Annotated in this window: 17 protein-coding genes; 9 read left to right on the forward strand and 8 right to left on the reverse strand. The window is 71.5% G+C overall.

Features of this window, described 5'->3' with window-relative positions:
* Positions 1 to 24: 24 nt before the first annotated feature.
* Positions 25 to 1,896 carry a serine/threonine-protein kinase gene (locus tag AB0C35_RS16705; RefSeq protein ID WP_358456081.1) on the reverse strand — a complete coding sequence of 624 codons (1,872 nt, stop codon included), beginning with the start codon at positions 1,894 to 1,896 and terminating at the stop codon, positions 25 to 27.
* Between the two features lie 70 nt (positions 1,897 to 1,966).
* A complete protein-coding gene (locus tag AB0C35_RS16710) occupies positions 1,967 to 3,571 on the reverse strand; it encodes an acyl-CoA synthetase (protein ID WP_358456083.1) in 1,605 nt (534 codons plus the stop codon).
* Positions 3,572 to 3,814: 243 nt separating this feature from the next.
* Here AB0C35_RS16710 and sigE point away from each other — a divergent pair, with 243 nt between their 5' ends.
* Positions 3,815 to 4,357, forward strand: coding sequence for an RNA polymerase sigma factor SigE (sigE, locus tag AB0C35_RS16715; protein WP_358456286.1), 543 nt, complete (start codon positions 3,815 to 3,817; stop codon positions 4,355 to 4,357).
* A 24-nt stretch (positions 4,358 to 4,381) separates the two neighbouring features.
* Positions 4,382 to 5,197, forward strand: coding sequence for an alpha/beta hydrolase (locus tag AB0C35_RS16720; RefSeq protein ID WP_358456086.1), 816 nt, complete (start codon positions 4,382 to 4,384; stop codon positions 5,195 to 5,197).
* 24 nt (positions 5,198 to 5,221) lie between these two features.
* Here the strand turns inward: AB0C35_RS16720 and AB0C35_RS16725 are convergent, their stop codons facing one another.
* Together AB0C35_RS16725 and AB0C35_RS16730 are read right to left on the reverse strand one after the other, a co-directional pair.
* Positions 5,222 to 6,526 carry a PQQ-binding-like beta-propeller repeat protein gene (locus AB0C35_RS16725; protein ID WP_358456088.1) on the reverse strand — a complete coding sequence of 435 codons (1,305 nt, stop codon included), beginning with the start codon at positions 6,524 to 6,526 and terminating at the stop codon, positions 5,222 to 5,224.
* Between the two features lie 111 nt (positions 6,527 to 6,637).
* Positions 6,638 to 7,462, reverse strand: a complete 825-nt coding sequence (locus AB0C35_RS16730) for an SAM-dependent methyltransferase (protein WP_358456091.1) — start codon at positions 7,460 to 7,462, stop codon at positions 6,638 to 6,640.
* Positions 7,463 to 7,626: 164 nt separating this feature from the next.
* Here AB0C35_RS16730 and AB0C35_RS16735 point away from each other — a divergent pair, with 164 nt between their 5' ends.
* Together AB0C35_RS16735 and AB0C35_RS16740 are read left to right on the forward strand one after the other, a co-directional pair.
* On the forward strand, positions 7,627 to 8,499 hold the full coding sequence (locus tag AB0C35_RS16735; RefSeq protein WP_358456094.1) for a metalloregulator ArsR/SmtB family transcription factor: 873 nt from the start codon (positions 7,627 to 7,629) through the stop codon (positions 8,497 to 8,499).
* Complete coding sequence (locus AB0C35_RS16740; RefSeq protein WP_358456097.1) at positions 8,496 to 9,098, forward strand: dihydrofolate reductase family protein; 603 nt, start codon at positions 8,496 to 8,498, stop codon at positions 9,096 to 9,098. Before AB0C35_RS16735 ends, AB0C35_RS16740 begins: the two co-directional genes overlap by 4 nt.
* A gap of 155 nt (positions 9,099 to 9,253) precedes the next feature.
* Here AB0C35_RS16740 and AB0C35_RS16745 read toward each other — a convergent pair whose 3' ends face one another.
* Positions 9,254 to 9,976 (reverse strand): choice-of-anchor P family protein, encoded by a 723-nt coding sequence (locus AB0C35_RS16745; RefSeq protein WP_358456100.1) that lies wholly within the window; start codon positions 9,974 to 9,976, stop codon positions 9,254 to 9,256.
* 150 nt (positions 9,977 to 10,126) lie between these two features.
* Positions 10,127 to 10,942 carry a L,D-transpeptidase gene (locus AB0C35_RS16750; RefSeq protein ID WP_358456102.1) on the reverse strand — a complete coding sequence of 272 codons (816 nt, stop codon included), beginning with the start codon at positions 10,940 to 10,942 and terminating at the stop codon, positions 10,127 to 10,129.
* A 276-nt stretch (positions 10,943 to 11,218) separates the two neighbouring features.
* Here AB0C35_RS16750 and AB0C35_RS16755 point away from each other — a divergent pair, with 276 nt between their 5' ends.
* Entirely contained in the window at positions 11,219 to 11,770 is a 552-nt protein-coding gene (locus AB0C35_RS16755) for a YceI family protein (protein ID WP_358456105.1), read from the forward strand.
* Between the two features lie 118 nt (positions 11,771 to 11,888).
* On the opposite strand, the gene AB0C35_RS16760 is transcribed toward AB0C35_RS16755, so the two are convergent.
* Positions 11,889 to 13,265, reverse strand: a complete 1,377-nt coding sequence (locus tag AB0C35_RS16760) for an ATP-binding protein (RefSeq protein ID WP_358456108.1) — start codon at positions 13,263 to 13,265, stop codon at positions 11,889 to 11,891.
* Between the two features lie 154 nt (positions 13,266 to 13,419).
* Here AB0C35_RS16760 and AB0C35_RS16765 point away from each other — a divergent pair, with 154 nt between their 5' ends.
* The 4 genes from AB0C35_RS16765 to AB0C35_RS16780 all read left to right on the forward strand — a co-directional run bounded on the left by AB0C35_RS16765 (position 13,420) and on the right by AB0C35_RS16780 (position 18,833).
* Complete coding sequence (locus AB0C35_RS16765; RefSeq protein ID WP_358456111.1) at positions 13,420 to 14,901, forward strand: glutamate--cysteine ligase; 1,482 nt, start codon at positions 13,420 to 13,422, stop codon at positions 14,899 to 14,901.
* Positions 14,902 to 14,965: 64 nt separating this feature from the next.
* On the forward strand, positions 14,966 to 15,658 hold the full coding sequence (locus AB0C35_RS16770; protein ID WP_358456113.1) for a response regulator transcription factor: 693 nt from the start codon (positions 14,966 to 14,968) through the stop codon (positions 15,656 to 15,658).
* Positions 15,655 to 16,722 carry an ATP-binding protein gene (locus AB0C35_RS16775; RefSeq protein ID WP_358456116.1) on the forward strand — a complete coding sequence of 356 codons (1,068 nt, stop codon included), beginning with the start codon at positions 15,655 to 15,657 and terminating at the stop codon, positions 16,720 to 16,722. The genes AB0C35_RS16770 and AB0C35_RS16775 overlap by 4 nt, the downstream gene beginning before the upstream one ends.
* Positions 16,723 to 17,357: 635 nt before the next feature.
* Positions 17,358 to 18,833, forward strand: a complete 1,476-nt coding sequence (locus AB0C35_RS16780; RefSeq protein ID WP_358456119.1) for a DUF4173 domain-containing protein — start codon at positions 17,358 to 17,360, stop codon at positions 18,831 to 18,833.
* Here AB0C35_RS16780 and AB0C35_RS16785 read toward each other — a convergent pair.
* The gene (locus tag AB0C35_RS16785; RefSeq protein ID WP_358456121.1) at positions 18,811 to 19,446 is read right to left on the reverse strand and encodes an NUDIX hydrolase; all 636 of its coding nucleotides are present in this window, start codon (positions 19,444 to 19,446) and stop codon (positions 18,811 to 18,813) included. The two genes, AB0C35_RS16780 and AB0C35_RS16785, sit on opposite strands and share 23 nt — an antisense overlap.
* Positions 19,447 to 19,448: the final 2 nt, after the last annotated feature.

The raw sequence follows: 19,448 nt of genomic DNA on the forward strand, positions 1-19,448 counted from the left end.
GTTCGCCGTACCCCCCGGCTCGTCTCAGCCCTGCTCCGGACGGAACGAATCCAGGATCTTGTCGTAGAGGCGCTGACCCGGCGTCCACCGCCGGTCGGGCGCGTGGAAGCAGAACTCGTACCCCGCCGCCCGGCTGCACAGCACGTGCCTGACGCCGTTCTCGTACGCTCCGCCGGCCACGCCCCTCCAGATGAACTCCCATTCCGCCGCGCCGGCGATGACCTCGGGGACGGCCTGGAGCCGCAGCCGCCGATATCCGGGGTAGCGGTGCTCCGCCACCGCCGCCTGTTCCGCGGCGCGGAGCCCGGCCAGAGGGTCGCCCGGCGCCGGGGAGATGCGCAGCCCCCGCCCCGTGCGGACGTCCTTCCAGCGCACCAGGGACCCGTGCCGCTCGGCCCGCCACCCCGCCGGGACGCGCACCGAGTAGCCGCCGGCCTCCCGGTACTTCGTCGTCTTGGCCGTCACGCCCGCCGCCGGACGCAGCGCGACCGAGTCGCTCGTGCCGATCGCCGTCCACCGGGCCGCCCAGGTGCCGGTTCCGGCCGCGAGCACGGCGAGGACCGTCACGCCTGCGAGGGCGCCGGGCCGCACCCGGCGTCCCGCCATCCGCGCCGGGACGCGCGGCCTCCACAGCACCCGCCGCTCCCCTGCGGCGCGCCGCACCGAATGGCGCGGGGTCCACGCGTCGCGGTGCCGCCACCAGCCGCGGACGCGCCGCGAACCGCACGGCGCCGGGCTGCCCTGCGGGTCTCTGCCGCCCTGCGGGTTGTTGATGCCCTGCGGGTTTCTGCCGTCCTGCGGGTCGCCGGACGGTTTCGCGCCGCGCAGCGTCCACGGGACGCGCGGCCCCCGGAACACGCGCACCCGGGACCTGGCCGCGTCCCGCGACACCCACGCGCCGCGCGTCGCCGCCCACGGCGCGCGGCGGCGCAGAATCAGCCGCCGCCTGGACAAGCCGCGCTCCCCGTTCGGAACACGACTCAGCGTCGCCACTGTGGCGCCCGGCTCGGGGACGGTCCCGACGACGTCCTGCAGTAGCTCGGCCGTCGCCTCCGCCGTCAGGCGGTCTTCAGGCCGTTGCCGCAGCAGTCCTTCGATGACGGGGGTCAGCGGCCCGGCCCGTACAGGACGCGCATAGTCGCCCAGCAGGACCGCCATCATGGACGCCAGCGCGTGGCAACGCAGGAACGGCGAGAAACCCTCGACCGCCATGTACAGCGTCGCGCCCAGCGACCACAGGTCGGACGCCTCCAAGCCGGGCAGTCCGTTGACACGCTCTGGCGACAGGTAGGCGGGAGAGCCCTCGATCCCCGCCGGCATTGTGTCGACGGTCTCGTGGTCGTTGACCATGTGGACGGCCAGGCCGAAGTCGGTGAGGAGAATCCTTCCGTCGTCGCAGACCAGGACGTTGCTGGGTTTGACGTCTCGATGCAGGATTCCCGCGGCGTGCGACGCGCGGAGCACCGACAGGACCGCCGCGCCGATCTCCGCCGTCCGGCGCACGCCGAGGGGGCCGTCCTCGGCGACGAGACGGTTCAGGGAGTACGACTCAAGGAACTCCATGACGATCCAGGGGCGGCCGTTCTCCATGATGAGGTCGTGAACGGCGACCACGCCCGGATGTTTCAGCGCGGCGGTGGCACGCGCCTCGGAAAGCAGACGCCGGCACATCACCCGCCGTTCGCCTTCGGTGATGCGCCCGGGGAGATGGACCTCCTTCACCGCGACGTCGCGGTCCAGCATCTCGTCGTACGCCCGCCAGACGGTGCCCATGCCGCCCCTGCCGACCACAGAGAGCAGACGATACCGTCGCGCGAGCGGTATCAGCCGATCCCCATTCATGCCGGAGTTATTCGCCCGGACGCGCCCAAGCCATGCTCCCTCGGCATCAATCATTTCTTGACCGGTGCCCGCCGGGGAAAAAGTGGCCGGACGTGGTATAACCCCGCCGTATAACCTCCGCCGTTTAGCCGAGGACGCTCCGGGCCCATTTGTAGTCGGATTTGCCGACGGCCGTGCGCTGCACCTCGTCCACCACCGTGATCTGGCGCGGCAGCTTGTAGCCGGCGAGGCGCCCGCGGCAGTACCCGGTCAGTTCCTCGAGCGTGACCGTCGCGCCGGGCCGGGGCGCGATCACGGCGGCGACGCGCTCGCCGAACCGCTCGTCCGGGAGCCCGACGACGACCGCGTCGTCCACGTCCGGGTGGTCCTTCAGCGCGACCTCGACCTCCTCCGGGTACACCTTCTCCCCACCCGTGTTGATCATGAGTGAGCCGCGGCCGAGGAGCACGATCGTCCCGTCCTCCTCCAGGGAGGCGAAGTCGCCGGGGATCGACCAGCGGGTGCCGTCCGCGTCGGTGAAGAACGTCGACGCCGTCTTCTCCGGGTCGTTGTAGTAGCCGAGCGGGATGTGGCCGCTGCGGGCCAGCCTGCCGATCTCACCGGGCGCGACCGGGTTCAGGTCGTCGTCCAGGACGGTGATGCCCGGCTTCATCATGAACCGGGCCGTCCCCTCCTTGCCGCCGACGGACGGGCCGCACGCACCCGTCTCCGACGCGCCGTAGTTGTCGAGGAACATGATGTTCGGGAGCTGCTCGGCCAGTGCCTGCTTCGCCCCCTCGGTCAGCGGGGCGCCGCCGGACGCGACCGCCATCAGCGAGGACGTGTCGTAATCGCCGGCCGCCAGCGCCTTCGCGACCGGCCGCGCCATTACGTCGCCGACCAGCATCAGCACATTCGCCTGCTCTTCGGTGAGCAGCCGGAGCGCCTTGTCGGCGTCGAATGCGTGGTCGGTGTAAAGGACGACTTTGGCGCCGCTGAACAAACCCATGAACGCGACCCACTGACCGGCGCCGTGCATGACGGGCGCGCAGTCGAGGACGGCCATCGCGGGCTGTTCGGCGTTGGCGGCGAGTTCCTCCGGGCTGGAGATCGGGTCGCCGAGAACGTTTCCGCCGCCGAGCGCGCCGAAGAAGATGTCCTCGCAGCGCCATTCGACGCCCTTCGGGTAACCCGTCGTACCACCCGTGTACATGATGTACCGGTCGTCGCTGGAGCGTTCGGGGAAGCCGTCGCCCGGGTCGGCGTCCGCGAGCGCCTTCTCGTACTCGACCGCGCCCGGGATCCCGGCCCCGTCCGCGGGCACGGAACCGTCCTCCAGCACCGCACCGTCCTCCAGCACCATGACGTGCCGGAGCTTCGGCAGATCCGCGCGGATCTCCTCCGCCTTCGCCAAGAGCGAACGCTCCCCGATGAGCGCGACCGAGTCGGAGTCGGACAGGACGTGCCGCAGTTCCGCGGCGACGTACCGGTAGTTCACCGGCACCGGCACGGCCCGGATCTTGAACGCGCCGAGCATCGCCTCGATCCACTCGGCGCGGTTGTAGGCGAGGATCGCGACATGCTCGCCCGGCCGCACGCCGGCCGCCGCGAGATGGTGGCCCACCCGGCTCGCACGCTCGCTGAGCTGCGCGTATGTGCGCCGCTCGTTCCCCGCCACCAGCGCGGGACGCTCGGGCCCGGCCGCGGCCAGGATCTCCAGCAGGTCGGCCAGGTTGTAGGTTCGCACCATGCACGTCCTCGCGTGTCGGGGTGGGGCATGTCGGGGTGGGGACTGATCCCGATCCTCCATGCGGCGGGACGGCGAACTCAATCCTTGTTGTAATCCAGTCCAATGAGATGGGTCACATCCGCGCCTCCGGGGGTGCCCTCATCCGGCCACGCCGGCAGTCCTTACACGGCTCTTATCCGGGTACCGGCATGCTTGGCCGTAACGATTCAGTATCAGACGGGGGTAGTGGTGAGCGCAGGCGCGATGGCGTGGACCCCGCCGACGTGGGAGGAGATCGTCAGCGAGCACTCGACCAGGGTGTTCCGGCTGGCGTACCGGCTGACCGGCAACCGGCACGATGCCGAAGACCTGACCCAGGACGTCTTCATCCGGGTCTTCCGCTCGCTGTCCTCCTACAGCCCCGGCACGTTCGAAGGCTGGCTGCACCGGATCACGACGAACCTCTTCCTCGACCGCGCCCGCCGCAAGCAGCGCATCCGGTTCGACTCCCTCGGCGACGACGCCGCCGAACGCCTGCAGGGCCGCGAACCGACCCCTCAGCAGGCCTACGACGACCGGCACCTGGACGCCGACATCCAGAAGGCGCTGGACGCCCTCGTTCCCGAGTACCGGGCCGCCGTCGTCCTGTGCGACATCGAGGGCCTGTCCTACGAGGAGATCGCCGCGACCCTGAACGTCAAGCTCGGCACCGTCCGCTCCCGCATCCACCGGGGCCGCGCCCAGCTCCGCGACGCGCTGGAGCACCGCCGCCCGGCAGAGGTGACGAGCGTCACTAGTGACCGGTGAGTAACTTCTGATTACCCTCGGCCCGTGGACATCGTCTTCGAGCGCCGCGGCGACGGGCCGCCCCTCGTCCTCCTGCACGGCATCGGCCACCGCCGGCAGGGCTGGTTCCCCGTCATGGACCTGCTCGCCGCCGAACGCGACGTCATCGCGGTCGACCTGCCCGGTTTCGGCGACTCCCCGCCGCTGCCGCCCGGCACCCCGTACACGCTGAACACCGTCCTGACCGTCCTGTCCAGGACGCTCGACGACCTCGGCCTGGAGAAGCCGCACATCGCGGGCAACTCCCTGGGCGGCCTGTTCGCCCTCGAAGCCGCCGACCGCGGCCTCGTCAGCTCCGCCACGGCCCTGTCCCCCGCGGGCTTCTTCAACGCCCTGGAACTGCGCTACGCGGCGTCCGTCCTGCGCGCGTCCCGCCTGGGCGCCCGCGTGCCCGACACTCTCCTCACCCGCCTGGCCCGCTCCCCACGCCGCCGCACCGCGATGTTCGGCATGGTCTACGGCCGCCCCGACCTGATGGACATCGAGGCCCTCACCGGCGACGCCCGCGCGATGCGCGACGCCCGCGGCTTCGAACCCACCCTCCGCGCCGGCCGCACCACCCGCTTCGTCGGCTCCTGCGCGGACGTCCCCGTCACCATCGCCTGGGGCACCAAGGACCGCCTCCTCCTGCGCAGCCAGGCCATCCGCGCCCAGCGCCGCCTCCCCCACGCCCGCTTCGTCTGGCTGGAGGGCTGCGGCCACGTCCCCATGTCCGACGACCCGCCCCAGGTCGCCAGGGTCCTCCTGGAGGGCAGCACCCACCCCCTCCAGGGCAGCCACCCTCAGTCCGCTGCGTCCTAGCCACGCGTGCTCGCTGAGGGCTCGTCACCGGGGCAGCTGGTAGGCCGCGATGGCCGAGCCCTTGGTGCGGTGGTGGAAGACGTAGACGCGTCCGTCGTCCCAGGCGAACGGGACCACCTGCAAGTCGTCCGGCCTCCAGTTCCCGTCGGAGCCGCGCACCTTCAGGCGGGGGACGAGGCCCAGCTCCCGGTACCGGCCACCTCGCAGGGCCGAACGCAAGAGCCGCCGCCCGGCTGCCTCCATCCCCGGGTCAGTGGAGGGGGCCTCGCCCGGGACCCGGGCGCTGGCCAGCACGACGTCGTCGCCGACCGCGACGACCGCCGCCTCGCCCGCCGGCCGCTTCCACAGCGTCCCGCCGGTCTCCAGATCGAACGCGTGGACCTCGGCGCCGTGGACCCCGGGGCCGCCTTCGAAGCCGGTGACCAGCACGCCGCCGCTGACCAGCGGTCCGCGTCCACTGACCGTTTTCCACCCGTTGGCGCTCCTGCCGGGGACGCCGCCGGCGACCTCACCCGGGATGCCGATGGTCCGGAGCGGTTCGCCGGACGCGTCATACGTCCGCAGGGAGCGTTTCCCGTCCACGGTGACCTCCAGCGTCACCGGGTCGCCGGCGATGATCCGGTGCAGCCGCGTCCCTTCCGCCGGGTCCGTGCTCCAGAGCCGCTTGCCCGACTCCGAGTCGTACAGCGTGAAGGAGGAGGCCTTCTCGCCCCGGTCGCGGCGTAGGGCGACATGGACGCCGTCATGGAACGTGTCATTGGGGCGCGCCTTGCCCTCGGGGAGGATGGCGGGAAGCACCTTGCCGCTGCGGACGGCGAGGCGCTGCGCCCCGTTCCGGTCAGGCTGGTCGGACTTGCGGCCGGTGACGGTGATGACCGCCGGGCCCGTGCTGACGTCGGACAGATTCGCCATCCCGCGATGGGACCAGAGCAGCCTGCCGTCGCCGGTGTCCACCGCTCCCACGATGTCGCAGCCGTTCCCCAAATGAGTCTTCTGAGGGGAACGGAAGACCACGCCGGCGATGCCGTCGGCGTTGGGACGATCCGACAGGCCGCAGATGCCGTCGGCACCGTCCGGCAGCCGCAACTTCCACCGCAGTGCGCCGGTCCCGGCGTCGAAGCCGCGCAGCCCGTCCTTGGACGTGTACACGGCGAACAGCCCCTCGCCGGTCCAGACCTTCTCTGCGGGGCCGTTGAACGGGACGTCCCACAGCCGCTTCAACTCGGGCGCGGCGGTCGGGCCGCCGGCGGGCGTGCGCCCGCCATCGCATGCCGCGACCAGCGCCATGAGCACCATCACGGCCACCGCCGCCGCACCCCGCCGTGCCATCCCCGCATCCCCCCGTCGCTCGACTGCCTGGGATTCTCCTACGTGCGGAACACCCCACCACAAAGGGCCGCCCCCGCAAGCCCCAGGGCGTCTCGGTAAGAGCACCGCGTCCTAGGGCTTGTGGCCGACGGCGCAGTAGGCGTCTACTTCAGGTTCGCCGATCACAGGGTCCGGGCGCCAGCGGGAGCAGGACACCACACCGGGCTCGGCCAGGACGAGGCCGTCGAAGTAGGCGGCGATCTCGTCCGGGGTCCGCAGGGTGACGGTGGGCCTGCCGCCGGACTCGTTCCACGTCCGGGCGCTGCGCTCGGACCGCTCGCCGTGAACGACGCTGGTCGGATGGTTGACGACGAGGCGGCTGCCGGACGGCATCGCCTCCATCAGCCGCCGCACGATCGCGTGGGACTTCTCGGCGCCCTCGATGTGGTGCAGGATCCCGACGAGCATCACGGCGATCGGGCTGGTGAAGTCGAGCAGCGTCCCTGCCTCCGCGAGGATCTTGTCCGGTTCGCGCAGGTCGGCGTCGATGTAGTGGCATTCGCCTTCCGGGCTGCTGGCCAGCAGGGCGCGGGCGTGCGCCAGGACGAGCGGGTCGTGGTCCACATAGACGATCCGGCAGCCGGGCGCGACCCGCTGCGCGACCTGGTGCGTGTTGTCCGCCGTGGGGAGCCCGGTGCCGATGTCGAGGAACTGGCGCATCCCCTCGGTGCCGGTCAGGTACCGGACGGCGCGTCCCAGGAACCGGCGGTCGGCCAGCGCCTGCTCCTGCATGTCGGGCTTGAGCCTGATCGCGTTCTCCGCGGCCCGGCGGTCGGCTTCGAAGTTGTCCTTACCGCCCAGCAGGTAGTTCCAGACCCGCGCCGAGTGCGGGATGTGCGGCTTGAGCGCGTCCTCGTCCGAGGGATCGTGCTTCGCAGCCGTTCCGAACTCGCCCATCGGGCGGCCCCTCTCCTTCGCCGGTGAAGGACGGGAGTCTAGATCGGTTCACCGGCGAGGGCGGGCGGCCTGACCGGATGTGGAGAGGCCCCCGGCTCACGCGAGGCCGGCTTCCCGGAAATATTCCTTGACACGAATATTCGTCGTGGAGAATACTCTTCCTCATGGAGGCACTTCTCACCGCGTTGGCCGACCCCGCTCGCTGGCGGCTCGTGGGCCTGCTGGCCGAGCGGCCCCGCTCGGTCGGCGTCCTGGCCCAGCTCGCCGGGGCGCGCCAGCCGCAGACGACCAAGCACCTGCAGGCCCTTGAGCGGGCCGGCGTCGTCGCCTCCCGGCGCGTCGGCCAGCGCCGCATCTATGAGCTCCGGCCCGGTCCCCTGCGGGATCTGGCGGCCGCGCTCGGCCGGCTCGCCGACATCGCGGACCAGGCCGGCGGCATGCGCGAGACCTTCGACCGCCACGGGCGCAGCCTCCAGGCGGAGCGGCTCGCCGCAAAGGCGCCGGGGTGGGCCGACGGCCGCTCGTTCAGCTTCCTCCGGTCGCTGAGCGGGCGCCCCGACGTGGTCTGGCACCACCTGACGGACACCGCGCTGCTGTCCCGGTGGTGGACGCCCGACACCCTCCGCGTCTCCGAGCTCGTCTTCGAGGCGCGACCGGGCGGGCGGATCCTCCACGAGTACCGCGACGCCGAGGACGCCGACGGCTCCGACGCGGTCGCCGGGCGGGCGGAGGGATTCGTCGACGACGTACGTCCCGGTGAGCACCTCGCCTACCGGCTGTCCCCGCTGCTTCCGGAGGGCGGCCCGGCTTTCACCGCCCACGTCGCCCTCGACCTCCGGCCCACCGGCACGGGCACCGATCTTGAGGTCCACTGGCGGATCACCGACAGCACCGTCGCCTCGGCGGACTTCATCGCGGGCATCGAGATCGGCTTCGGCCAATGCCTCGACAAGCTCGCGGAGGGCCTCGCCGGGGACTCGCACGACAACGAGCATGACGGCGCCGAGCACGACAACGACAGAAGGAGCATGAGATGACGGAGCAGACCACCGGCCGCAGGGTGACGGCGAACATCAATCTCACCCTCGACGGGCGATACAACGGCCCTGGCGGGGCCGCCGATCTGGGCGCGATCGTCCCGTATGCGACCACCGAGGTCGCGCGGGCCCACCTCACCCGCATCTGGGAGGGGGCGACGACGGCGCTGCTCGGCCGGGTCAACGCCGAGGGGTTTCTGGGGTTCTGGCCATCGGTCGCCGCGGACGAGAACGCCGATCCGCGTGATCGCGGATACGCGACGTGGCTGGTCAACGCGGAAAAGGTGGTCTTCTCGACCACCTTGACCGAAGCGCCGTGGGAACGCACCCGCGTGGTGAACGCCCCCGCCCCGGACGTCGTCGCCGAGCTCAAGGCCGCCGGCGGGGGCGACCTGCTCGTCAACAGCAGTGCGAGCCTCATCAGGCCGCTTCTCTCGGCGGACCTGATCGACCGGCTGTATCTCATGATCACCCCCGAGATCGCCGGGAGCGGGCAGCGGCTCTTCGACGACGGCCTGCCGGCGTCGAAGTGGACGCTGACGCACCAGGAGACCGGCAAGCTGGGCGAGATGGGCCTGGTCTACGACCGCGCCCGCTGAACCGGCGGATCGGGGCGCCCGGCCGACGCGCCCGGCCGACGAGGCAGGCCGACGAGGCAGGCCGACGAGGCAGGCCGACGAGGCAGGCCGACGAGGCAGGCCGACGAGAAGGACCCGCGCCGTGGGGGCGCGGGTCCTTCAGGCCGTGGACGGGGTCAGCCGGTCACGGGCAGGTCGCCGGTGACCGGGGTGGGCACCGGGGCGGCGCTCGGCGGGCCGGACGGGGCGGGCGCCGGGGACGCGGACGGGTCGCCGCCCGGCTTGCCCGGGTTGGACGGCTCGCCGGGCTTGTCGCCGGCCTTGCCGCAGGTGACGGACGCGATGCTGATCGTCTGCGTCTTGCCGGCGAGGACCAGGCTCACCTCGATGGCGGTGATGGTGAGGCTGCCGTCCTTGTCGCGGACGTGCCTGTTGAGCGTGACCGTGGCGTTGCCGAGGCTCGGCAGGTCGACCTTCACGGTGCTGTTCGGCGTCGCGGCGGCCTTGAGCTTCTTGCCGTTCAGCGACGCCTTGACCAGGTGGGAGATGCCGTTGCCGTTCTCGCACTTGGCGGTGACCGCACTGGCGCTGAGCCCCAGCTTGGCGATCTTGAGGTCGGCGACCGAGGCGCGGCCGTGCCCGGACCAGGCGGCGGCGTTGAGCACGCCCGCCTGGACGAGGGGGTTGTCCGGCAGTTCGGCGACGCTCTTGCGCTCCGGCTTCTGGGCGGTGGAGGTCACCGACGGGGTCTGCGGGATGGCGACGGGCCCGCTCGCGGAGATGGCGAAGGCGGAGCCGGCGCCGCCGCTGGTGGCGGACGCGGCGGGGACGGCGACGGCGAAGGGCAGGGCGAGCGCGCCGACGGTGGCCACGCACTTCGTGAGTGCCTGCAAACGCACGATTGTTCTCCTTGTGTCTTTGAGTCGATCGGGTGTCTTTGAGCCGATCGGATGTTTCGAGCTGGTCAGGCGTTTCGAGCTGGTCGGGTGTTGAGCTTCTTGGGGGTGTGAGCGGGGAACCGGCCTCACGGCCGGAGACTTGGGGGCGCGTCAGTCCGTGATGTGGACGGGCGTGCCGAGCGGGACCTTGGCGAGGAGCTTCAGGGCGTCCGCGGGGACGCGCACGCAGCCGTGCGTGACGGCCTTGCCGAAGACGGACGTGGACGGCCAGCCGTGGAACGCGACCGTCCCGGGGCCGCCGCCGTAGGTGTCGAGCGTGTCGGAGTGCGCGCCGACCGGCAGGATCAGCGGGCTGTAGGTCGGCTTGGCCGGGGCGAGGGAGGCGAGCAGGAACGTCCGTCCGGTCGGGGTGGGCGTCTTCTGCGCGCCGACCGCCACCGACCAGGTTCCCTTCGGGCGTCCGGAGTCGACGAGGGTCATCTTGCGGTCGCTGAGATCCACCTTGACGACGTGGGTGCTGCGCGCGGTCTTCAGCCCGGCATCGGGGATCCAGCCGGTGACGCCGTTGGGACGGCTCGGGAGCAGCACGCGCCGCCAGCCGGGACGGCTCTCCAGCACGGGAACCCAGGTGGGGCCCTTGAGCTGGGTGGCCGGGAGTTCGGCGACGGCGGGCGCGCCGGGCTTGGCCGACACGGGCGCCGCCTCGTTCGGGTGCACCACCGTCCCGTCCACGGCGGCGGAGGGGGCCGGGTCGCGCGGCAGGTCGTTCAGGGTGGTGTAGGTGGTGGCCTGGGGCAGTTCGCCCGCGCCGCCCGCCGGCGCCGCCTTCGCGGCCGGTTCCTGTCCTCCCCCGCAGCCGCTCGCGAGGATGGCGATGGCCGCCAGTGCGGCCGTGCCGGCCGCCGGCCCGCGGGCCCGGCGAACCGCGCCGTGCGGTGTTTCGTCGCTCACGGTTTCGTCGCTCAAGAAGACTCCCGATGTTCATGAATGCCGGAAGGACGGGTCTTCTCGTCCCCATGCCGTCCTTCCGGACCGCCTCTGTGCCCGCTGATTACGCACGAGGCCGCCATCGGGTTGCACGGTGTGTGGACCGAGTTGCGGACCGTGTTTCGGGACTGGTGGCGGACCTTTGCCAGGCCTTGACGGTCGTCCGGAACAACGGGGGATTGACAAGTGTTTGAACCCTCAACTAACCTCTGCAGAGTCGTTGAAGTTTCAAACACATAAGACACAGGAGCCACCATGAGCATCGCCACCGTCGCCCCCGAACTGACCGCCGGGACCTGGAACATCGACCCCGGGCACTCTGAGGTCACCTTTGTCATCCGCCACCTGATGACCAAGGTGCGGGGGACGTTCACCGATTTCACCGGCAGCGTGCAGATCGCCGAGGAGCTCGGCGAGTCGACGGCCACGGCCGAGATCAAGATGGCCTCGCTGGACACCCGCAACCCCGACCGGGACGCGCACGTCCGGACGTCCGACGTCCTGGACGTCGAGAAGTACCCGACGATGACCTTCAACACCACGGGTGTGCGCGCCGAGGGCGACGAGTACTACCTGGACGGCGACCTGACCATCAAGGACGTCACCCGTCCGCTGAGCCTCAAGGTCGAGTTCAACGGCGTCGGCGAGGACCCCTGGGGCGGGACGCGCGCCGGCTTCTCCGCCGGGGCCACGATCAACCGCAAGGACTGGGGCATCGAGTTCAACATCCCGATCAAGGGCGGCGAGAAGGCTCTGCTCAGCGACAAGGTCGACATTCAGCTTGAGGTCCAGGCCGTCCTGGCCTGACCTGCCGCACGGGAACTCGACGCACGGGAACTCGACGCACAGGAACTCTCACGCGTAGGGGCACTCGACGCACGGGGGCCGTCCACAGGCTGTGGGCGGCCCTTTCGCGTGCCGCGGCTCAGGCCCGGTCCGGCCGCCGGTCGGGGGACGTCGCGGCGAGGGGGAGGCGCAGGATGAAGCGGGCGCCGGCCGGGCGCTCCTCGACGTGGAGGGTGCCGCCGTGCGCCTGGGCGATCTCCCGCGCGATCGCGAGGCCGAGGCCGGTGCCGCCGGTGCCGCGGCTGCGGGCGGTGTCGAGGCGGGTGAACCGCTCGAAGATCCGCTCGCGGTCGGCGGTCGCGATGCCCGGGCCGTCGTCGGTGACGGTGAGCAGCGCCCGGCCGTCCAGCCGCGCCACCTCGACCGTGATGGACGAGTCGGCGTAGCGTTCGGCGTTGTCCAGCAGGTTGCCCAGCAGCCGGACCAGCTGCATGCGGACGCCGCGCACCACCACGTCCCCGGTGAACTCCGTGACGATCTTCAGGGTGAAGATGCGGCGGCCGACCTCGGCGTCGGCCAGCGCGGACAGGTCGATCGGCTCCTGCGCGGCCGTTCCGCCGGTTCCGATGCGGGCGAGCAGGAGAAGGTCGGTGACGATCGACTCCAGCCGGTCGGTGTCGTGCAGGGCCGACTCGACGACGGCCCGCAGGTCGTTGTCGTCGGGGTGCATCGACGCGTCCTCCAGGTTGGCCCGCAGGCCCGCGATCGGGGTGCGCAGCTCGTGGGACGCGTCGGAGGCGAACTGCCGCTGCCGTCCGACCGCGCTTTCCAGCCGGTCGAGCGTCGCGTTGGCGGTCCGGGCGAGCTGCGCGATCTCGTCGTGCCCGGGCGGTTCCGGGACGCGGCGGCTCAGGTCGGTGGCGCTGATCTCGGCGAGCTGGGCGCGGATCGCCTCGACCGGGCCGAGGGTACGGCCGACGACCCGCCAGGTGACCCACGCGGCCGCCCCGGCCAGCAGCAGGACGCCCCCGGCCAGCAGCGCCTCCAGCAGCCCGTTCACCAGATAGGACGGCAGCGGCGACGCCGCGTACACGACGACGGAGTCGGGCGCGGTCGTGGCGCGGATGGCCTCCAGGACGAGGCATTCGCGACCGGGCCAGCCGCCGTGGCACTCGGTGTAGTCGCGGACCCGCAGGTTGCTCGACGGCCAGAGTCTGCTCACCGGCGGCCTGCCCGCAATGGCGGGTGTCGCGTTCGTCACACGTCCGCCGGGTGCGACGACCTGGATCAGGACGCGGCCGCGGGTGTCGTCCGAGATGGGCCCCTTCAGGGTGCCGTCGCGGACGCCGCCGCTGACCCGCCGCCCCTCGACCTGCGTCTGCCGCAGGACGTCGGCCTTGACCGCGCTGCGCACGGCGAAATCCACGCCCACCGCGGTGATGCCGAAGACGACGGCGGCGATCACGGCGGCGACGAGCGTGTCCCTGGCCCGGATGGACCGGGGGCGCAGGCTCATGGGCCTCCCCGCTGGGGTTGCCGGTTCCGGACGAGGCATAACGCTACCCGCCGGTCACAAATCGGGGAGCCCTAAATCTGATGCCGGGTTTTCACCTCCTCTCACCGGGACATCCCGTTTTATGACGGTTCTTCCGGAGCACAGGGACGGACACATGGGCAGGGACGTGGCTTCGGTCACCATCAGCGGCGAGGACCGGCGACGGTACCGCGACAAGGTACGCAGGTGCCTCGACGTGCTGGCCCGCATGCTGGGCGAATCCCAGTTCGACTTCGAGCACCCCCACATCGGCCTGGAGATCGAGCTGAACCTGATCGACACGATCGGCGACCCCCTGATGCGCAACGCGGACGTGCTCAAGGCGATCGCCGACCCGGCCTGGGCCACCGAGCTCGGCCAGTTCAACCTGGAGATCAACATTCCGCCCCGCGAACTCGGCGGGGAAAGCACCGGCGAGCTGGAGGCGGAGGTCCGCGACCACCTCCAGCACGCCGACGACCGGGCCCGCGAGGTCGGCGGCCGGCTCGCCATGATCGGCATCCTGCCCACACTGCGCCGCACGGACATCGGCGAGGAGACCCTCTCCGCCAACAGCCGCTACAAGATGCTGAACGACCAGATCTTCGCGGCACGCGGCGAAGAGATGCGCATCGCCATCGACGGGCACGAACCGCTGCACATGCACGCCGACACGATCCTCCCCGAGGCCGCCTGCACGAGCGTCCAGTTCCACCTGCAGGTGAGCCCCGACCAGTTCGGCGCGTACTGGAACGCCGCCCAGGCCGTCGCCGGCCCGCAGGTCGCCATGGGCGCCAACTCCCCCTACCTGTTCGGCCACCAGCTCTTCCAGGAAACCCGCATCACCCTGTTCGAACAGGCCACCGACACCCGCCCGGACGAACTCAAGGCCCAGGGCGTCAGGCCCCGCGTCTGGTTCGGCGAACGCTGGATCACCTCGGTGTTCGACCTGTTCGAGGAGAACACCCGCTACTTCCCCGCCCTGCTGCCCCTCTGCGAGGACGAGGACCCGCGCGCCGTCCTCGACGACGGCGGAATCCCCGAACTGGACGAACTCACCCTCCACAACGGCACGATCTACCGCTGGAACCGTCCGATCTACGCGGTCGTCAAAGGCCGCCCCCACCTCCGCGTGGAGAACCGCGTCCTGCCCGCCGGCCCGTCCGTCGCCGACGTCATCGCCAACGGTGCCTTCTACTACGGCATCGTCCGCATGCTCGCCGAGGACGAACGCCCCGTCTGGACGCGCATGTCCTTCGCCACCGCCGAAGAGAACCTCCACCGCGCCGCCCGCGACGGGCTCGACTCCACCCTCTACTGGCCCGGCCTGGGCGAAGTCCCGGCCGCCGAACTCATCCTCCGCAAACTCCTCCCCCTCGCCCACGAGGGCCTTCAGCGCTGGGGCGTCGACCCGGCCCGCCGCGACCGGCTCCTCGGCATCATCGAGCGCCGCTGCGTCACCGGCCAGACGGGCGCCGCCTGGCAGATCGACACCGTCCAGGCCATCGAGGACTCCTTCGGCACCCCGAGACACGAGGCCCTGCGCATGATGACCCGGTCCTATGTGGACCACATGCGCCACAACGACCCCGTCCACACCTGGCCTATCGGGCCGTAGTTCTTCACAAGTCCTGCACATTTCACGCTCATTGCGTACATCGCGGGCTTCTAGAGTCTGGTGCGTGACTGGGAACGAGACGCGGATCCTCGTCGTCGAGGACGAGCCGACGATCGCGCGGGCCGTGGCCGACCGGCTGACGGCTGAGGGCTTCGGCGTCGAGGTCGCCGGGGACGGGCCGTCGGCGGTCGAGCGCGCCCGCGCGTACGAGCCGCATCTCATCGTGCTGGACGTGATGCTGCCCGGGTTCGACGGGCTGGAGGTCTGCCGGCGGGTGCAGGCGGCACGGCCCGTGCCGGTGCTGATGCTGACCGCCCGCGACGACGAGACGGACCTCATCGTCGGGCTCGGCGTCGGCGCGGACGACTACGTGACCAAGCCGTTCAGCATGCGGGAGCTCGTGGCCCGCATCCGGGCGGTGCTGCGGCGCGTCGACCGTCCACGAGCGGGAGACGCCGTGCCGGACGAGCCCGTGCGGATGGGCGCGCTGGAGGTCGACCCGCGGGCCCGCCGGGTTCGCCGCGACGGCCGCGAAGTGCACCTCACGCCGACCGAGTTCGACCTGCTCGCCTGCCTCATGCGCAACCAGGGGACGGTGCTGACGCGCGCCGTCCTGCTGGAACAGGTGTGGGACTGGGCCGACGCGTCGGGGACGCGGGTCGTCGACAGTCACGTCAAGGCGCTGCGGCGGAAACTCGGACAGGGCCTGATCCGGACCGTCCACGGCGTCGGCTACAGCCTGGAGGGAACGTCGTGACGGCCGTCGAGCGGGGATTCGTCCACAGGCTGTGGACAAGGCTGCCCCGGCCCCTGGACCCGCTCCGGTCGATCAAGGTGAAGTTCGGCGTCGTGGTGGTGGTCACCGCCTGCGTCGCCGTGCTGATCGTCCTGTGGGGGTACCCGCTGGGGTTCCGGGCGCGGGAGACGATGCCGGTCGGCCTGCTCATCTCGGTCGTCGTGATACAGCTCGTCGCGCACGGCATGACCGCGCCGCTGCGGGAGATGACGACGGCGGCGCGGGCGATGGCGCGCGGCGACTACAGCCGCCGCGTGCGGGCCACGTCGCGGGACGAGGTCGGCGAGCTGGCGCAGGCGTTCAACCGCATGGCCACCGACCTCGCCGAGGTCGACCGGCAGCGCCGCGAGTTCGTCGCGAACGTGTCGCACGAGCTGCGCACCCCCATCAGCGCGCTGCGGGCCGTCCTGGAGAACGTCGCGGACGGTGTCACACCCGCGACGCCCGACGTCCTCGAATCGGCGCTGGACCAGACCGAGCGACTCGGACGCCTCGTCACGCAGCTCCTGGACCTGTCGCGGGTCGAAGCGGGCGCGGCGACGCTGGACGTGGCCGACATCGACGTGGCCGCGTTCGTCGCCGACGTCTTCGCGGAGGCCACCGCCGGGCACCCGGACGCCGTGTTCGAGTCCGACGTCGCGCCCGGCCTGCGCGCCGTCGCCGACCGCGACCGGCTCCACCAGATCGTCGCGAACCTGCTCGACAACGCGACCCGGCACGGCCCGGACGGCAGACCCGTAACCGTGACGGCACGTTCAGCGAACCTCCCGGGCGGGCTCGTCATCGAAGTAACCGACGAGGGACCTGGCATTCCACCGGAGGAACGCGCCCGTGTCTTCGAACGCTTCACCCGCGGCTCCGCATCCGGCCCCCGCGCCGGAACACCGGGCGGCGGCACCGGTCTCGGGCTCGCCATCGCGAGCTGGGCGACCGACCTGCACGGCGGCGACATCACCGTCCTCGACACCCCGAGCGGCTGCCGCATCCGCGTCGTGATCCCCCCGAACATCGGAGAATCCGCATGACCGAACCCCCACAGGACTCGCCCGACCGCCCACAAGAACCCGCTCCACAACCCAAGAACCCAACCCCCACCCCAGCAAAACCAGGCACCGCATCCAACGAACCACACGCCTCCAAAGAGGAAAGCACCCCCGAAAACAAGACCACCAACCCCGTCGAACCGGACGGTGGGCCCGCAGAAGCGACCGCCGTCTCCACCGAATCGGGCGCCGTACCCACAGACAAGGACACCGACCCCGGCGGGACGGGCGGCAGGCCCGCAGAAGCGGCTGGCGCCACTACCAAGTCAGCCGCTTTTCCCGCGGACAAGGGTGGCGTGGCCGGTGGGGCGGGTGGCGAAGGGACAGTGGCGGCTGGGGTCTCTGCTGGGGTGAAGCCAGGGGCTGGGTGGGCCGAGCCGACCGGCTCGGTGGGGCAGGCGGCCCCTCCCCGGATGTCCGAGGGGGTGGGTGCCGAGCCTGTGGGGGGTGTGCCGGGGCATGGGCCTTATGGGGGTGCGCAGTATCCGGCGGGTTATGGGCAGCCGCCCTACTCGGCGCCTCATGGTGTCCGGGGGTATCCGCTGGCGCCTCCGATCGCCTACACGCCGACGAAGCTGGATCGGGCCATCGCGGCCTGGAAGCGTCCCGCGCTTCCGATGTCGCCCGCGCTCGCGGCGGGTGCGGCCATCGCCGGGCTCATCGGTGCGGTCACGGTCGGACCGGCGCTGCCCGGCGGGCATCTCGGTGTGGGGATCCTCGTCACCGCCACGGCCGTCGCGTATGTGACCGGGGCGTCGGCCTGGTCGGCGGGGCGTCTCGTCCGGAGCGGGCCCGGTAAGCGGGGGTCGTGGTTCAACCGGACCGGGGTCGTGTTCCTGGTGCTCGCGGTGCTGCTGTCGGCGAGCGCGGCGGTCCGGGACGCGGACTGGATCGTCCTGCCGGCGTTGCTGCTCGCCGTCGCCGCCGGCTCGTACGCGGCGTGCGGCGGACGGTCCTGGGCGGAGGTCCTCGGCGGGGGGCTCGCGGTCGTGCCGGCGGTCGGCTACATGCTGCCGTGGGCGGGACGCGGCGCGTACCGGGCGGCGTCACCGAGCCGGGGCAACGCCTGGCCGGTCATCCGGACGGGCCTGATCGTGGTCGTGCTGCTCGCGGTGTTCGGCGGCCTGTTCATGGGGGCGGACGCGGCGTTCGGCAGCCTCGCCTCCGGTCTCGTCCCCGAGATCTCGGCGGTCTCCGTCTTCCTGTACGCGTTCGCGGGTACCGCGACGCTGGTGCTGACCTGCGCCGCCGCGTACCTCGGGCAGGCGCCGCCGCCGCTGCGGATGCTGAACCCCGAGCCCGCCACCCCGGCCGGACGCTGGTCGTGGGCCGTGCCGATCGCCGCGCTTGACCTGCTGTTCCTGGCGTTCTGCGCGATCCAGGCCGGCGTCTTCCTCGCCGACGACAAGGACAAGCTGCTCGAGTCCACCGGCCTCACCTACGCCGAGTACGCACGGCAGGGCTTCTTCCAGCTCGTCGTCGTGACGGTCCTCGTCCTCGCGGTCATCGCCGTCGCGATGCGGTACGCGCCGTCGGGCGGGCGGGGCGACCGCGTCACCGTCCGGGGCCTGCTCGGGCTGCTGTGCGCGCTGACCCTCGTCGTCGTCGCCGTCGCGCTGCGGCGCCTCTACCTGTACGAGGAGACCTTCGGCTGGACGCGGCTGCGGCTGTGGGTGCACGCGTTCGAGTTCTGGCTCGGCGGCGTGGTGGTGCTGGTCGCGGTCGCGGGCGTCGTGAAGGGACGCCTCGCGTGGCTGCCGCGGGCGGTCGCGGCCGGCGGCGCCGTCGCGATGATCGCGCTGGTGTCGATCAACCCGGACGGGTTCATCGCCGGGCACAACGTCGACCGCTACGAGGACACCGGCAAGGTCGACGTCGACTACCTGCGGGGCCTGTCCGCCGACGCCGTCCCGGCGCTGGACCGGCTGCCCGAGCCGCAGCGGTCCTGCGCGCTGCGCGCCATCGCCTTCGACCTGAAGGACGACGAGCCGGCCATGGGCGCGAACTACGCGCGGAGCAGGGCCCGCGAGATCCTGAAGCACCGTCCCGTGGACGACTCCGCGAACTGCGCTAGCTCGTACCGTTCCGATTGACCCGGTCGCCCGCGGTGAGCTGGTCGTCCGCGGTGAGCTGGTCGTCCATGGTGAGCAGGGCGAACGCGGCGAGGGTCGAGTCGTCGGTGATCCGGCCCTCCCGCACCAGCGCCGTGAACTCGTCCCTGGAGAACCATTTCTGCCGCATGTCCTGCTCCTCGGGCTCCCGGTCGGTCTCCCCGGCGCGGAGGTCGGACGCGACGAAGATGTTGAAGCCCTGGCCGCTCGTCCCGTGGGAGCAGTGCAGGTGGCCGAGGTGCTTCAGCGTCCCGGCGCGGAGCCCGGTCTCCTGCGCGAGTTCCAGGCGGGCCAGTTCCTCCGGGTCGGCGTCCTCCCGGCCGGGGAGGGAGCCCTGCGGGAAGTTCCAGGTGCGCTTCCCGATCGGGTACCGGTACTCCTCGACGAGATGGAACCCGTCCCCTTCGACGGGGATGACGAGGACGAAGTCGGGTTTGTCCACGACCCCGTAGATGCCGCGCGAGCCGTCCAGCCGCTCGACCTCGTCCTCCCGGACGACCATCCAGGGGTTCTCGTAGACGACCCGCGTGCCGACCTGGCGGACCGCGGGCTCGCCGGGCCGACCGGCCTCGCCGGGCTTTCCGGTGTCATCCATGC

The sequence above is a fragment of the Spirillospora sp. NPDC048819 genome (genome assembly GCF_040650055.1).
Lineage (GTDB): Bacteria > Actinomycetota > Actinomycetes > Streptosporangiales > Streptosporangiaceae > Spirillospora.